The 14,545-nt window shown below is 40.4% G+C and carries 12 protein-coding genes and 1 pseudogene; 8 read left to right on the forward strand and 5 right to left on the reverse strand.

What is annotated here, in order from left to right:
* Position 1: 1 nt before the first annotated feature.
* The 6 genes and pseudogenes from ACZ42F_RS12060 (at position 2) to tsaA (ending at position 7,282) form a co-directional block, all read left to right on the forward strand.
* Positions 2–1,407 (forward strand): annotated as a pseudogene (locus ACZ42F_RS12060) (mannose-1-phosphate guanylyltransferase/mannose-6-phosphate isomerase).
* Positions 1,408–1,557: 150 nt separating this feature from the next.
* Complete coding sequence (qrcA, locus tag ACZ42F_RS12065; RefSeq protein ID WP_464279174.1) at positions 1,558–2,103, forward strand: menaquinone reductase multiheme cytochrome c subunit QrcA; 546 nt, start codon at positions 1,558–1,560, stop codon at positions 2,101–2,103.
* 39 nt (positions 2,104–2,142) lie between these two features.
* Positions 2,143–4,146 (forward strand): menaquinone reductase molybdopterin-binding-like subunit QrcB, encoded by a 2,004-nt coding sequence (gene qrcB, locus ACZ42F_RS12070; protein ID WP_464280267.1) that lies wholly within the window; start codon positions 2,143–2,145, stop codon positions 4,144–4,146.
* A gap of 21 nt (positions 4,147–4,167) precedes the next feature.
* Positions 4,168–4,935: a menaquinone reductase iron-sulfur cluster-binding subunit QrcC gene (gene qrcC / locus ACZ42F_RS12075; protein WP_029965359.1), complete on the forward strand. Its 768-nt coding sequence runs from the start codon at positions 4,168–4,170 to the stop codon at positions 4,933–4,935.
* A 3-nt stretch (positions 4,936–4,938) separates the two neighbouring features.
* Entirely contained in the window at positions 4,939–6,165 is a 1,227-nt protein-coding gene (gene qrcD, locus ACZ42F_RS12080; RefSeq protein ID WP_464279175.1) for a menaquinone reductase integral membrane subunit QrcD, read from the forward strand.
* A 133-nt stretch (positions 6,166–6,298) separates the two neighbouring features.
* Positions 6,299–7,282 carry a tRNA (N6-threonylcarbamoyladenosine(37)-N6)-methyltransferase TrmO gene (gene tsaA / locus ACZ42F_RS12085; protein ID WP_029965357.1) on the forward strand — a complete coding sequence of 328 codons (984 nt, stop codon included), beginning with the start codon at positions 6,299–6,301 and terminating at the stop codon, positions 7,280–7,282.
* Positions 7,283–7,337: 55 nt separating this feature from the next.
* On the opposite strand, the gene ACZ42F_RS12090 is transcribed toward tsaA, so the two are convergent.
* The 5 genes from ACZ42F_RS12090 to ACZ42F_RS12110 all read right to left on the reverse strand — a co-directional run bounded on the left by ACZ42F_RS12090 (position 7,338) and on the right by ACZ42F_RS12110 (position 12,343).
* Positions 7,338–7,925 (reverse strand): tetratricopeptide repeat protein, encoded by a 588-nt coding sequence (locus ACZ42F_RS12090; RefSeq protein ID WP_464279176.1) that lies wholly within the window; start codon positions 7,923–7,925, stop codon positions 7,338–7,340.
* A 145-nt stretch (positions 7,926–8,070) separates the two neighbouring features.
* Positions 8,071–10,548: a hybrid sensor histidine kinase/response regulator gene (locus tag ACZ42F_RS12095; RefSeq protein WP_464279177.1), complete on the reverse strand. Its 2,478-nt coding sequence runs from the start codon at positions 10,546–10,548 to the stop codon at positions 8,071–8,073.
* A 26-nt stretch (positions 10,549–10,574) separates the two neighbouring features.
* Positions 10,575–11,183 carry a transporter substrate-binding domain-containing protein gene (locus ACZ42F_RS12100; RefSeq protein ID WP_464279178.1) on the reverse strand — a complete coding sequence of 203 codons (609 nt, stop codon included), beginning with the start codon at positions 11,181–11,183 and terminating at the stop codon, positions 10,575–10,577.
* Positions 11,184–11,365: 182 nt separating this feature from the next.
* Positions 11,366–11,818 (reverse strand): phosphate-starvation-inducible PsiE family protein, encoded by a 453-nt coding sequence (locus tag ACZ42F_RS12105; protein WP_464279179.1) that lies wholly within the window; start codon positions 11,816–11,818, stop codon positions 11,366–11,368.
* 69 nt (positions 11,819–11,887) lie between these two features.
* Positions 11,888–12,343: a hypothetical protein gene (locus tag ACZ42F_RS12110; protein WP_029965351.1), complete on the reverse strand. Its 456-nt coding sequence runs from the start codon at positions 12,341–12,343 to the stop codon at positions 11,888–11,890.
* 404 nt (positions 12,344–12,747) lie between these two features.
* Here ACZ42F_RS12110 and ACZ42F_RS12115 point away from each other — a divergent pair, with 404 nt between their 5' ends.
* Both ACZ42F_RS12115 and ACZ42F_RS12120 read left to right on the forward strand, forming a co-directional pair.
* Positions 12,748–13,575 carry a 2-amino-3,7-dideoxy-D-threo-hept-6-ulosonate synthase gene (locus ACZ42F_RS12115; RefSeq protein ID WP_464279180.1) on the forward strand — a complete coding sequence of 276 codons (828 nt, stop codon included), beginning with the start codon at positions 12,748–12,750 and terminating at the stop codon, positions 13,573–13,575.
* Entirely contained in the window at positions 13,568–14,542 is a 975-nt protein-coding gene (locus tag ACZ42F_RS12120; protein ID WP_464279181.1) for a 3-dehydroquinate synthase II, read from the forward strand. The genes ACZ42F_RS12115 and ACZ42F_RS12120 overlap by 8 nt, the downstream gene beginning before the upstream one ends.
* Positions 14,543–14,545 lie beyond the last annotated feature (3 nt).

Raw genomic sequence — 14,545 nt, forward strand, 5'->3', positions numbered from 1 at the left:
TATGCAAAAGAAAAAAGACTTTTATGCCTTTATTTTAGCAGGAGGTTCAGGTAGCAGACTCTGGCCCCTTTCCAGGTCTCTTATGCCCAAGCAACTGCTTTCCTTAAATGGAGAGGAGAGTTTACTTCAGCAAACAGTAAAGAGGGTATTAAATTTTTTCCTTCCCCAGAATGTCCTGGTCATTACCAATGAAGAGCATGTTTTTGAGGTAAAAAGCCAGATAAAAAAGATTAGTAAAGAAAGTATTCAGGTTTTGGCTGAACCAGTAGGTAGAAACACTTTACCTGCTGTTCTGGCCGGGTTTGAGTATTTTCAGCAAAAGCAGATGATTGCAGCAGTTTTCCCTTCTGACCATCAAATTGAAGACGAAACTGCCTGGCAGGCAGATTTGTTGCAGGCCTATAATCTGGCCAGAGAAGGTTTTTTAGTTACCTTTGGGATAAAACCCTACAAACCAGAAACTGGCTATGGCTATATTCAGGTGGGAGAGAATTTGGAAGGGGGATTTAGAGTAAAGAGGTTTGTGGAAAAGCCAAATCTGGAACGAGCCAGGGAATTTGTAAATAGAGATGATTTTTACTGGAATAGCGGGATTTTTGTCCTGCCCCAGCAAAAGGTCCTGGCTGAGGTGAAAAGACAGCAGCCAGAACTGTGGAAGTTCTGGGAACAAAAGGAGAGCTTGCTGAGTCTTTATCCCAAATTGCCGGACTTATCCCTAGATTATGGAATTATGGAAAAGGCTCAGGAGGTGGCTGTGGTGCCAGCCAGTTTTCCTGGGATGACCTGGGAAGCTGGGAAGCCTTGTTCAGATTGGGAGAAAAGAACCAGGACGGTTGTGTGGTTAAAGGCGATGTGCTGGCTTTAGATTGTGCCAACAGTTTGCTTTTTTCCTATGGCAGTAAGCTGGCAGCAGTGGGAGTGAAAGACATGGTGGTGGTGCAAACCAGAGACGCCACTTTGATTGTGCCCTTAAGTCAGGTGCAAAGAGTAAAAGATGTGGTAAATGCTTTGAAAAGCAAAGATAAACATCTGGTGGAAGCCCATCTTACGGTCAAGAGGCCCTGGGGAAGTTATACAATTTTGGAGGAAGGGGAATTTTATAAAATTAAAAGGATTGTGGTAAATCCAGGAGCCAAACTCAGTTTGCAGATGCACCACCATCGAAGTGAGCACTGGGTGGTGATTAAAGGTACGGCTGAAGTGGTCGTTGGAGAAAAGACCCTGCTTTTAACAGAAAATCAGTCTGTGGATATCCCCAAGGCTGTAAAACATAGATTGGCCAACCCTGGGAAAGTGCCTGTAGAAATTATAGAAATTCAGTCCGGGCCTTACCTGGAAGAAGATGACATTGTGCGTTTTGAGGACATGTATGGACGGAAAAAGAAAAATAGCCCAAATTTAGCTTGAATTTCTTAGAAAATTCAATAAAAAACCATGTGAATTTTTTCTTTAACTCTCTTGACACTCTTTGGCTCTCTTCAATAAGGTGAGCCAAATTTAGGTTAGATTTTGGCAGTTAGGTGGTTTAGGTTTTTCAAAAATAGTGCTAGGGAGGGTATGAAAGTGGCAAAAGGTAAAAGTTGTGTGGTGCTTCCTTTTCTCATTGGTTTTGTGGGAGCACTAATCGTAGGATGGGGGCTTTTCCCGAAACTGCTCTATAGTGAAAAGGCTCAGCCTATTCGCTTTAGTCACAAGGTGCATGTGGAAGATCAGGGAATGGCCTGTGATGAGTGTCATACTTTTCGGGAAGATGGTTCCTTTGCTGGTATTCCCACTACAGAGGAGTGTGCTGAGTGTCACGCTGAGGTGATGGGAGAGGATCCTGCGGAAGCAAAGTTTGTGGAAGAGTATGTGAACGAGGATCGTGAAGTGCCTTGGCTTATCTATCAGAAACAGCCAGACAATGTGTTTTTCTCCCACATTGCGCATCAGGACTTTGACTGTACTACCTGTCATCCTGATGTAGGTAATAGTGATACTCCTCCTGTCTATTATGAGAACAAAATTTCTGGTTACAGTAAACAAACCATGAAGATGTGGCAGTGTGAGAGGTGTCATGCCCAAAATGGGGCCAGTAATGCCTGCTATGTTTGTCATAAATAAATGAGGGGTGGAAAAATGGGACTTGATTGAAGAGGATTCATTACCTTTTTAGTCGGTGGTGCTGTGGGCACTTTATTTACACCAGTGCCCTGGAAACTGGCAGACGATGTATCCATTTGGTCTCAAAACTGGCCATGGATACCCAAACTCCAATATGGAGCTAGAAGTGAGGCTCCTTCTTTATGTAAATTATGTCCTGGGGGATGTGGGCTTTCTGTACACAAGGTGGGTAAACGCCCGGTAACTGCCCAGGGTAATAAAAATCATCCTTTAAGTCAGGGTGGTGTTTGTCCTTTAGGTTCTTCTGCAGTACAGCTTTTATATAGACCTGCCAGAGTAAAAGGACCTTTAAAGAAAAACAATGGTCGTTTTGAAGCTATTTCCTGGGAAGAAGCTGCCCAGATAGTTGCTGATAACCTTAAAGGTAAAAAGATTGCTGCTCTTAGTGGAGATGAAAATGGCTCTGCCAGTGAGGTTTTAGCTGGATTTTTAAAACTTTTAGGCAGTGATGATTTTTACTTTATGCCCAGCGATGCCCAGGTAAGTCAGCGGGCCTGGTCACTTATGGAAGGTAAAGGGCAATTGGGATTTGACCTGGAAAATTCTGATTATGTCTTGATTTTAGGGGCAGATATCCTTTCCAGTTGGGGTCCTGTAGTTCGCAATCAGAAGGCTTTTGCCTCTAGAAAGGGTAAATTTGTCTATGCTGGTCCAGTACAGACAGGTACTGCAGCTACTGTGGATAAATGGATGCCAGTATATCCTGGTCAGGAAGGTGTCCTGGCTCTGGGTATTTGTTATTATCTTTTAAAGATGGGTAAGAGTGCTTCCCTTAAGAACTTTGGTCTGGTTAGAGACTATATCTTGAGTAAATATACACCCAGTGTGGTGGAAGCCAAGACTGGAGTTAGTGCTGCTCAGATTCAAAAACTGGCTCAGGATTTGGTTAAGGCCAGTGCTCCTTGTGTGCTGGTTGGTTCTGATTTTGGCCAGGGAAGTGGTGCTTTTGAATGGGCCAGTGGTATCTTGGTGAACTTGCTTTTAGGTACTCTTAATCAAAAAGGTGGCCTGGTTGCTCTCCCTGAAAACAAGGTCATTACAAGTGCACCCTGGCGTAGTGAGCTAAATCAAAAGAGTTTTCTCAAGTTCTTGGATGAAGTGGAACAGGGTAAGGCTGTGGATGGCTTGTTGGTTTATGAAGCCAATCCTCTTTATGCTTTGCCTCAGCCAGAGCAGGTGAAGACTGTTTTGGAAAAGATTCCTTTTAAGGTAAGTTTTAGTACTTTCCTGGATGAAACAGCTATGGCCTGTGACCTTATCTTGCCTGCTCCTCATTTCCTGGAGCGTTTTGATGATGCGTACACACCCTTTGGAGTAGGTCAGGAGATTTACAGTGTTGCTGCTCCTGTGATTGAGCCCATATTCTCCACCAAATCTACTCCTGATTTTATTCTGGAAGTGGCCAATAAGCTGGGAGTTGATCTGGGCTTTGCTTCTTTTGAAGAAGTTTTGCAGGCCAAAGCAGAAAGTTTGGGCACTGATTTAGAAAGTGTAAGTGCTGGAGCTTATACTTCTGATAAGTGGCTGGCTCAAAACAGCTTGAGCTTACCTGTAGAAATTTTAGCCACAGGCCTAGAAACAGAAGGAGAAGGTGTCTTTTTAGCTCCTGTAGCTAGAAATTACCTGGGTAATACCAAACAAGCCCTTACTCCTTTTGAAGTGGTGGTAGTGAAAGAATTTGAATTACAAAAGAAGGATTTTTATATCCAGGTAAATAAAAATACTGCCAAGAAGTTGAAATTAAAACAAAATGGCAAGGTAAAATTACAAGGTGCTGGTGGAGAGTGTGTAGCCAGAGTAAATATTACGGAAACAGTGATGAATGATGTTATAGCTGCACCTCTTGGTTTTGGGCACCAGGCCTGGGACGAGTTTGTCAAGGGCAAGGGCGATAACCTGTTTAAAGTGTTAAGTGTGAAGGAAGAAAAAGGCAGTGGTCTTAAGGTGTGGAACAGGTCCCAGGTAAAAGTTGTTAGGGCGTAAATTTGGAGAGAGGGGTGAATTATGGAAGCCATAGAATTTAAAGTAAAATGGGGAATGGTTATCAATATAGACAAGTGCACTGGATGCGGGGCCTGTATGGTAGCCTGTCAGGCAGAAAACAACATTGCGCCAATGGTAGATGGGTCAGATAAACGCATGACCTTGACCTGGATGTTGGTTTATGAACTTAGCAATGGTAAACCTTTTCCAGAGCATGATATTGCTTATCTTCCCAGGCCCTGTATGCAGTGTGGTAAACCTTCTTGCTCTACAGTGTGTCCTGTAATTGCTACCACTAAGGATGAAGAAGGTGGAATTGTTAGCCAGATTTATCCTAGGTGTATAGGTTGTAGGTACTGTATGGCTGCTTGTCCTTATCATTCCAGGTATTTCAACTGGTATGACCCCAAATGGCCTGCAGGTATGGAAAAGACCTTAAACATTTCCACTTCAGTGAGACCCAGAGGTGTGGTGGAAAAGTGTACTTTTTGCCATCATCGTTTTATGGCTGCAAAGGAAAAGGCTCGTTATGATGGAGAAGATCCTCTGGATCTGCCAGAAGATGCCTATATCCCAGCCTGTGCAGAAATTTGTCCCACAGGTGCAATTGTTTTTGGGAATTTGAACAATCCAGAACACCAGGTGGCAAAACTGGCTAAGAGCAAATATGCTTTTAGATTGTTAGAGCGTTTGGGTACTGACCCACAGGTTTACTATTATAGTGAACGGGAGTGGGTCCGTAGACAGGGTGACAACTATTTGCCACATGAAAAGACAAAGGGAGAGTAAGCCATGATAGATAGAGAATGGTTACCTGAAGGAGTGGAGCGTTGCTCCTTTGGCAAATTTGCCGTTTGGCTGGCCATTATTGGTGTGGTTTTTGCCTGGGGACTTTACGCTACCTATAGGATTTTTGCCAATGGATTGGTGGAGACCAATTTAGACAACTATTTTGGATTTGGGTTGTGGATTACCTTTGATTTGGCTGTTATTGCTTTGGGAGCTGGAGCTTTCTTTTCTGGTTTCCTCAAATACATTGTGGGCATTGAAGAGTTAAAAAATATCATCAACCTGGCTGTAATTGTGGGCTTTATTTGCTACTCTGGAGCCATGCTCATTTTGACCCTGGATATTGGCCAACCTCTTAGAGCCTGGTTTGGTTATTGGCACCCCAATGTCCATTCCATGCTCACTGAAGTTATCTTTTGTATTACTTGCTATTGTATGGTTTTAATTATTGAATATATTCCTATTATTCTGGAAAACAGAAAGCTCAATCAAAATCGTTTCATCCACAATTTGGCTCATAACTTTCATGTGTACATGCCTCTTTTTGCTGGTATTGGTACTTTTTTGTCCACTTTCCACCAGGGTTCCTTGGGTGGTATGTATGGTGTGCTTTTTGGTCGCCCCTTTGCCTATAGAGAAGGTTTCTTTATCTGGCCCTGGACCTTCTTCTTATTTGTAGCTTCTGCTATTGCTTCTGGTCCTGCCTTTACCATGCTTATTGCTACCTTGATGGAAAAGATTACTGGCCGTAAGCTGGTTTCCTATGAAACCAAGGCCTTAATGGGTAAAATTGCTGGTTCCTTACTTTGCTTCTATCTTTTCTTTAAGTTCTTAGACACCTGGTATTGGGCTACTGATACTCTACCCAAAATGGGTCTTACCTTTGACCAGATGTTTAATGATGTCTATGGGAAATGGCTGTTGTGGGCAGAACTTGGCCTTTGTGGAGTAATTCCAGCTATTTTACTGGTAGTGCCTAAGTTTAGAAACATTCCTTTCTTACTCTACACTGCTGCTATTCTGGATTGTATTGGTATTGTGATTAATCGTTTCGTCTTTACAGTTCAAACCCTTGCTTTTCCTGTAATGCCCTTTGATAAGTGGTATTCCTATACACCCAACTGGGCAGAATGGGCTACTACCATTGAGATTTTAGCTTACGGAGCTTTGGTCCTTAGCCTATCCTATCGTTACTTGCCCGTATTTCCACAGGAAAAAGAATTGAATTAAGCTTTTAAAGAAAAAATAGTTTAAAATAAAAGGGCTATCCCGCAGGGTAGCCCTTTTATTTTTTATTAACCACTTGCTACTTTAAAGTTTTTTTGAAAGTATGGCTTAACCTTAAGGAAAAGGATTAGGAAAAATGAAGGATTATTCTTTAGTTCCCATTGGAGAAGTACTTTCCCCTTTTAAGAAAAGAGAAGAAGTGCCCAAACAAGGAGATAAATCCTTACCCCCGGTTAAAATAAAAATATACTCCAGGTATTTACAGGGACTTTCCAGATTAAGCAGAGGGCAAAAGGTTTATATCTTTACCTGGCTGCATCTGGCTTCCAGGGAGGTGCTGGAGGTACATCCAGGAGGAGACAGGCAACTGGCCCTGCATGGTGTTTTTGCCACCAGGTCTCCAGCCAGACCCAATCCCATAGGTCTGCATTTAGTGGATATAAAAGAAGTACTTCAGGATGGTTTAGTGGTTCATCCCTTAGAAGCCATAGATAAAACTCCAATTATTGATATAAAACCTTATTTACCTGAGGTAGATGAAAAAGGCTTTTCCATATTTTTTGACTTTAAAAAGGTAAAAGAAGTAATAAAAATTGGCCAATTAGGCTGGGAAAAAGGACTTTTTAGTGGGTATAATGGAAATATAAGTGTATTAGATACTTCTAAGGTCTTAATCACCAACTCCAAAACCTTTAAAGGTAATTTGACTTTCAAGGATTTTTCCGTGTTTGATTTAAGGGAGAATAGACTTTTAAATCAGGGAAATCCTTCTTCTGAGAGCAAAATGCATTTATTTTTATATAAAAAGCAACCTAAGGCCAGGGCTATTTTGCATACGCACCCCCCTTATTTAAACTTGCTCCTGTTAAAGGGATATGATTTGTTGGAACTGCCTTTTTTTGAGATGGACTTGTTTAAAAACAAAATTGCCTATCTTCCTCCCTTCAAGCCCGGGAGCCTGGACTTAGCCAGGGTAGTAGCTAGGGCAGGAGAGAAATATTCTATAATTTGCTTACAAAAGCATGGGTTGGTGGTTTGGGCTGAAAACCTCCAGGAAGCTCTGGCTGTAAGCGAAGAAATAGAATCTTTAGCTAAACTTTTCTGGGAATATAAAAGATAGAAATAAAAGGATATCCCTTAAACTCAAAATAAGGGATATCCTTTTTTTAAGATGTTTACTGGTTTTGAGCTCGAATTGCTTGAGCTTGTGCTTCTAATTTTTGGGCTTCTTCCTGTCTATTGGTTGCCTGATAAAGCATAGCCAGATTTTCCAGACAGATAGCTACATTTGGATGATTGGGGCCTAGAGTTTGTTTCCAAACTTCCAAGGCTTCTTTAAAGAGAGGTTCAGCAGCAGCATAATCTCCTTTTACATAATAAAGAGAAGCTAAATTATTGATGCTCGTAGCTACTGCTGGATGTTCCAGGCCATATAACTTTTTTCTAATATCCAGACAGCGTTTATAATACTCTTCAGCTTGGACATATTCTTTTAAGGTTTTGTGAAAATAGGCCAAATTATTCAAGCTACTGGCTACTGTAGCATCTTCTGGGCCAAAAGCCTGCTCTGCTTTTTGTAAGGCAAGCTCAGTTAAGGCAATGGCTGCAAAATAATCTCCCCCTTTCGCAGCTTTTAGGCTTTCTTGCATTAAACTATCCCATTCTGCTCTAGGATTAGAAGGGTTTTCCTGGGCTGTAGATATAGACACACAACCAAATAAACAAAAAATACTAAAGAAAAAAATACTTACCAAGTGTTCCATCGCTTTTCTCCTTTAACTATTTTTAGTCACGCTAAAGACAAGATAGAGCTTTGTCAATAGATATTATTTTTTTATTAAATGGTTGGAAGTAGTAGGTTAAATTTTTTCAAGGTCTTTTGGAGATGGAGATAGAGTTTTTTATTTTTTAGAGTAGTTTGTCCAGCAGTTCCAATAACTTTTCAATCTCAAAGGGCTTTTGCAAGGCTGCTTTAAAGCCATAGTCCTGGTAGTTGGCAAGTACAGGGTCATGACTATAGCCACTGGAAATAATGCAAAGGGCTTCAGGGTTTAGGGCTAAAATGTGGGGAATAACTTCTTTTCCGCCCATTCCTCCAGGAATGGTAAGGTCCATGATGGTTACATGAAAAGGTTTATTTTCTTCCAGGGACTTTTTATACTTTTCTAAAGCCTCTTCCCCTGTACTGGCTGTTTCTACTTCATAACCATAGGATTCCAGCAGTTCCTTAAAGGTCTCTTGCAATACCTCTTCATCATCTAAAAAGAGGATTCTGGCCTTTTTAAGGGTGTGTTCTTGAGTTTTTTTTGCTCTTTGAGAGGCTAATTTTTTCTCAGAAGAGGCGGGTAAATAGATTTTAAAGGTAGTTCCTTTTCCCTTTTCTGATTCCACAAAAATAAAACCCTTGTGTTTTTCTATAATAGAATGGACTATGGCCAGGCCTAAACCACTTCCTGTCTTTTTAGTGGAAAAGTAAGGATCAAATATTTTATTTAAAACTTCCCTGTCTATCCCTATTCCTGTATCTTTTATCTCCAGGTAGATGTAATCACCTTGTGGAAGCGAAGGGAGTGTCTCAGAGCTTTCTTTTATTGATTTGTGGTTTAAGCTGATGGTTAAGGTCCCTCCCCCAGGCATTGCTTCTTTTGCGTTTAAAATAATATTGGAAAAGGCCTGTTCCAGTTGAACTTTATCTCCTTCTACCAGGTAATTTTCTTCTGGGAAGTAATAAATGGCTTTTACCTTGCTACCACTTAAGTCTAATTCAGCAATTAAAGGAAGGATAGTTTTTAGGTCTACAGTTTCTTTTATGGGCTCCCAGCCTTTGGTTAGAGAGAGTAATTGACCGGCGATTTTTTGGGCCCTTTCAATGGTAGCTTGAGTTTTTTCTAAGTTTTTAAAACTGGGATGGGAGGGGGCCAGTTTTTTTTGAGCCAGGGTAATCTGGCCAAAAATTGCAGTTAAAAGATTATTAAAATCATGGGCAATCCCTCCAGCCAGAGTGCCGATGCTCTCCAGCTTTTCCTTTTTAAATAGAGCCTCTTTGTGTCGTTCTATTTCTGTAATGTCTTCTACCAGCCCAATACCACCTATTATCTCTCCATCCCTTTTTAAAGCCTTAAAAGTGGCTCGAACAATAGCTGTTTTATTCCCTAAAATGGAAGTATAACTTCCTTCAAAAAAGCCAATCCCCTTTTCCAGGGAGTCTTTTATGGCTTTTTTCAGTTTAATGTTAATAACTCTTCCTATTAGGTTAAAGCCAAGCAAGTTTTCTTTGGTTGTGCCTATGATGTTAGCTAAAAAATCATTACATTCTTTTATTGTGCTATCCTTATCGTAAACCATTATTCCTATGGGAGCTTGTTCAAAAACTGCCTTATATTTTTCTTCACTTTGCAATATCTTTTCTTTTAACTCTGTTATTTCGGTGATATCCTGAGCTACGACCATAAGTTTTTTCTTTTCTTTTTGGTACTCTATAAAACTTAGAACTACTTTATTTAGTTTGTTTATATTTAATTTTAACTCAAAGGTTGAGGAGTCTTCTGGAGCAAGCTTATTAATTTTTTCTCTGAATAATTTTTTATCCTGTTCTGTAAGGAGAGTTAAAAGATACTCTAGAGTAAGCTCTTCTTTTCTGTCTAGCTCTAACAAAGAGTAAGCATTTTGATTGGCCCTAACCTTTTCAGTTTTTAAGTCTATTTCCAGAACAATTAGTTTAGCCAGACTGGCTGCCTTTTCTAATAATATTTGTTGGGAAAGAAGTTCTTCTTTTAGTTCATATTCCTTACTTATGTCCCTAAAGATAAGTACTACTCCCAATGGGTTTCCCTGCTGGTCTATAATGGGAGCTGCTGAATCTTCTATATGGTACTCTTGACCAGTTTTAGAGATTAGCTTGGTGTGATTGGCTAGTCCGCAGACTTTCCCAGTGCTTAAAACCTTTTCTACGGGATTTAAGGCAGGCTTGCGGGTAAGTGCATTTACAATCTTAAAGACCTCAGTAAGTTTTTGGCCCTTAGCTTCTTCTAAGCTCCAGCCAGTTAGGCTTTCTGCTACAGGGTTCATTAGGGTAATGTTGCCCTTAAGGTCAGTGGCAATCATTGCGTCCCCTAAAGAGAGCAAGGTGGTTTCAAACTGACTGCTTAACCTGGCCAATTCTCTGGTCCTTTTTTTGACCTGGAAGCGTAAAAGGAAGTTCCAGAGTAAAAATAAAACAATAATAACAGTTAAAGCCAGGATAAACTGGTATATCTTTTTTTTATTTAGCACATATTCTCCGCTCCACTGTTTTAAGATTTCCTTGCTTTCTTTGTCTGTTATCTGGCTAAAACCAGAATTAATTAGGTTTAATAACTCTGGGTTTCCCTTTTTTACTCCAGCCACTACCTTTTGAGTGTAGATGGGCTTGGTTAAATAGCGAAACTCTTCTCCTTCTTTTTCTGGGACAAGAAGAATAAGCCTGTTGGTTTGTCTAAAATAAAAACTTTAATTTTATGTTCAAAAACAGCTCTAAACAGTTCTTTTACAGTGGGAAAGGGTTCTAAATTATAAGAGGGAAAATGGTTTTTTAAATATTCTTCAGCAAAATCTCCTTTGATTACCCCTATATCAAAGCCAGCTAAAGAAGATAGGTCTTTTAAGCCCAGGATGTTTTTGTGAAAAAAAATGGTGGTATCTATTTTAAGGTAAGGTACAGAGAAATCAAAATACTTTTCTCTTTCCTGGCTATAGAAAAAACCGCTTAAGACATGGTTCTCTTCTTTTTGAACCAGCTCAAGGGCCTGCTTGAAAGTTGTAAGCTTAAATTCAACCTTGACCTTTGTTTTTTGAGACCAGAGTTTCCAGAAGTCCACGAAAATACCTTGAGGTTGTTGCTTGGCATCAAGAAAAATAAAGGGCGCATAGGAAGTTCCACCCAGCACAACTACCTTTTCTACTTTGGCTTTTACCAGGGAAGGAAGGGCCAAAAGTATAATCAGGAGATAGCCCAGAATAGGTAAAGATGATTTTTTGGACATTTTAGGTTGATTGGTGTTATTCTTTATTTTATAAGTTTAATGTGATATTATCTTCTAAGTCAAGATTAAAAAAAACATAAATGGGATTAAATCTTAATTAAAATTTTTGATGTAAACATAAAATTTTTATTTAGAAGGTTAATCAATTGTACATTAAGAATTATCAGGAGGTGAAATAGGTTTTATCCTTGCGGCTTTTGATTTTTTTGTAAAAGTACAAGCCCTATGATGAGAATTAAGATAAGCAAAGCTAAAACGCCTGTTTCTAGCATGGCTCTATAAAATTCTTCTTGAGAAGGAATCTTTTCTACCAGGTTTAAAGTCAGCACTAATACTCTTCTTACACTAGCGATAAGTCCTATGATTAAAAAAGGTTCTGGCCTGATAATGTGTTCCTGGTAGGAAACCACCACAGTATGAGCTACTTCTAAAATCATCAGGGCAAAGAAGACCTTGTTTAAGATAATTCCTACAGTAACAGCAAAATCTTTTTCTAGCAGCAAAGATTTTAGGTTGTAAAAAAGATGTAAAACAAAAAAACCACCTAAGATAATGAGGAGAATTCCTATTATTAAGTGTAAAAAGTCAGAGCCTGCTTGGAAAAATTTTTTGGAAAGGTTGAGTCTAAAGGACATTTCTACCCCTCCTTTAACTAAAAAGATTCTATCTTTTAATTAAAGGAGGGGGTTGGTTAGTCAAGGATATTAGTTGGAGCCTATTTCTACCTGGACCTGTTTTAAAAGTTCCTGAGCTTGCAAGAGCTTGGTTGCCTGTTCTTCAGTTTGTACCTGGGAGCTCAGGTATTTGGTTTTTTGGGCCATGTCTTGCAGGGTATTGGCAATAATCAGGTTTTTGGTTTTCTGAGGAAGGTTTTCCAGGGCTGCAACCTTACTTTCCAAAGAACCCACCTGAGAGCTAAGAACTTTTAGTTCTGTGCTGAGTTGGCCTAACTTGCTTACTTCCTCGCTTAGACCTTTGACATTCTGGTTAAGCCCAAAAAATAAAACAGCAGAGAGGATTACAGCCAGAATGGAAATGACAAGTCCTACCTTACCCATGTCTTTTTGGGTTTTGGCCAGGATTTCCTGGGCAAATTGTTGATGTTCTTCCTGAGTATTTTTTTCAGCAGAAGGAATTTTACTTATTTTAGCTGCACTCATAATTGTTGCCTCCTGAAAAATGAAATTGAATTAATCTGGTTAAAGTTAAGTAAAAGTTTTGTACTTGGCAAGAGTATAAGTTTTACTTTTTTTTGCAAGAAAAAGGTAAAGCAGGAGAAAAGTAAATTTTTAGTTTAACTCAAAAAAAGCTTGACACTTTTTTTGAGTTTGCTTAAAGACCTATTCCCATGAATAGAACATTCTCCAACCACAGCAATTCCTACTTTAATTTTTACTTTTTTTGGTATTTTTATTTTAGGGAGGCCTGTGGTCTGGAGGGTGTGGTTTAGGCCAAAGTAAAAAGTAAAAACCCAAAGGGCCGCAGGCAAAAGCCGGCGGCCCTTTTTTTTATCCTAAAAGGCCGCCAAAAAAAGCCTTGGGCCCTGTAAAAAGAGGAGGCGAAGATGCATTTGGGCAAGGCTGTAAGATTGGAAAGAATTTTTAATCGCAACACGGGCAGGACCATTATTGTTCCTCTGGACCATGGAGTAACTGTTGGTCCCATTTTTGGATTGGTAGATTTAAGAGATACAGTAAACAAGGTAGCTGAGGGTGGAGCCAATGCAGTGTTGATGCATAAGGGTCTACCTCGTTGTTCCCACCGTGGCCATGGAAAAGATGTAGGTCTTATTGTCCACCTATCTGCTAGTACTGCACTTTCTCCTTTTCCCAATGCCAAAACATTGGTTGGTACAGTGGAAGATGCCATTCGCCTGGGTGCTGATGGAGTGTTTGTACATGTCAATGTGGGAGATGAAACCGAGGCTAGAATGTTAAAAGACCTGGGAGAAGTAACTTCCAGAGCCAATGAATGGGGTATGCCTGTTTTAGCCATGGTTTACGCTCGCGGTCCCAAAATTCAAAATGGTTATGACCCTCAGGTGGTAACCCATTGTGCGCGGCTGGGAGAAGAGTTGGGGGCAGATGTGGTCAAGGTGCCCTATACTGGTAGTCCTGAAACCTTTGAACGGGTGGTGGAAGCTTGTTGTATTCCAGTAGTAATTGCTGGTGGCGAAAAAATGGATAATGATTTTGACATCTTAAAGATGGTTTATGACTCCATAGCCGCAGGTGGAGCAGGGCTTAGTGTGGGCAGAAATGTGTTTCAGCACCAGAATCCAACCCTGCTGGTCAAGGCACTGTCTTATATTGTTCACGAAGAGGGTAGTTTAGAAGAAGCCATGGAAATGCTGGAACAGGGTTTAAAGGAACAAGAGGAAGAAAATGTCTAAAAAAATATATTTTAAAGCCATACCATTTAATAAGGAGCTAGTAACTCTTGCCCTGGAGTCAGGAGTGGATGGAATTATCGTCAGGGGAGGCGAAGAAAGTCAGGTCCTGGCTCTGGGGCGCATTCAAGTACTAAAAGAGGAAGACCTTTTACTTATTCCCATTAAAAGCAAGCAGGATGAAGATGAAGTAATTAAAAAGTGTTCCCTGGGTAAACTAGTGGTTTTACCTGAAGACACAGAAATTATTCCTGTGGAAAACATCCTGGCCCGGACCCAAGAAGTGGGCATGGAAGTATCTTCCTTGGAAAAGGCCAAAACAGCTCTGGGCATTTTAGAAGTGGGAGTTGGTTTTTTGGTGGTTACTTCCAGGGGAGCCAAAGACTTAAAGGAAATAGTAAAGGTGAGCAAACTAAAACAGGGAAAGGTGGAATTGCAGCCAGCTACCATAAAAAACATCAAAAACATTGGGTTAGGACACAGGGTGTGTGTGGACACTGTATTTTTGCTTTCCACTGGACAGGGAATGCTGGTGGGAAATTCTTCCAAGTTTACCTTTTTAATCCATGCAGAAACAGAAGCCAATCCTTATGTGGCTCCCAGGCCCTTTAGGGTAAATGCAGGGGGAGTGCATTCCTATACCTTTTTGCCCCAGGATAAAACCTGTTATCTGGAAGAACTGGAGCCTGGAAAAGAGGTCTTGATTGTCAACAATCAGGGTGAAACCGAAATTGCTGTTGTGGGCAGGGTAAAAACAGAAATTAGACCTCTCTTGCTTTTAGAAGCAGAAGTGGATGGGCTACAGGGAAGTGTGATTATCCAAAATGCAGAAACCATTCGTTTGGTGGATGCAAAGGGCAAGCCTGTGAGTGTAGTGCAGCTAAAAGAAGGAGATAAGGTCCTTTGTCATGTGGATGAGGCAGGCAGGCACTTTGGCATGAGAATTAAAGAAGAGATTATAGAAAAATAATAA

This window comes from Desulfonauticus autotrophicus (assembly GCF_055381725.1).

Coding starts and splice junctions, on each gene's coding strand:
- qrcA (WP_464279174.1), top strand. CDS start 1,558: ATGAAAGTGGCAAAAGGTAAAAGTTGTGTGGTGCTTCCTTTTCTCATT.
- qrcC (WP_029965359.1), top strand. CDS start 4,168: ATGGAAGCCATAGAATTTAAAGTAAAATGGGGAATGGTTATCAATATA.
- qrcD (WP_464279175.1), top strand. CDS start 4,939: ATGATAGATAGAGAATGGTTACCTGAAGGAGTGGAGCGTTGCTCCTTT.
- tsaA (WP_029965357.1), top strand. CDS start 6,299: ATGAAGGATTATTCTTTAGTTCCCATTGGAGAAGTACTTTCCCCTTTT.
- ACZ42F_RS12090 (WP_464279176.1), bottom strand. CDS start 7,925: ATGGAACACTTGGTAAGTATTTTTTTCTTTAGTATTTTTTGTTTATTT.
- ACZ42F_RS12100 (WP_464279178.1), bottom strand. CDS start 11,183: ATGTCCAAAAAATCATCTTTACCTATTCTGGGCTATCTCCTGATTATA.
- ACZ42F_RS12105 (WP_464279179.1), bottom strand. CDS start 11,818: ATGTCCTTTAGACTCAACCTTTCCAAAAAATTTTTCCAAGCAGGCTCT.
- ACZ42F_RS12110 (WP_029965351.1), bottom strand. CDS start 12,343: ATGAGTGCAGCTAAAATAAGTAAAATTCCTTCTGCTGAAAAAAATACT.
- ACZ42F_RS12115 (WP_464279180.1), top strand. CDS start 12,748: ATGCATTTGGGCAAGGCTGTAAGATTGGAAAGAATTTTTAATCGCAAC.
- ACZ42F_RS12120 (WP_464279181.1), top strand. CDS start 13,568: ATGTCTAAAAAAATATATTTTAAAGCCATACCATTTAATAAGGAGCTA.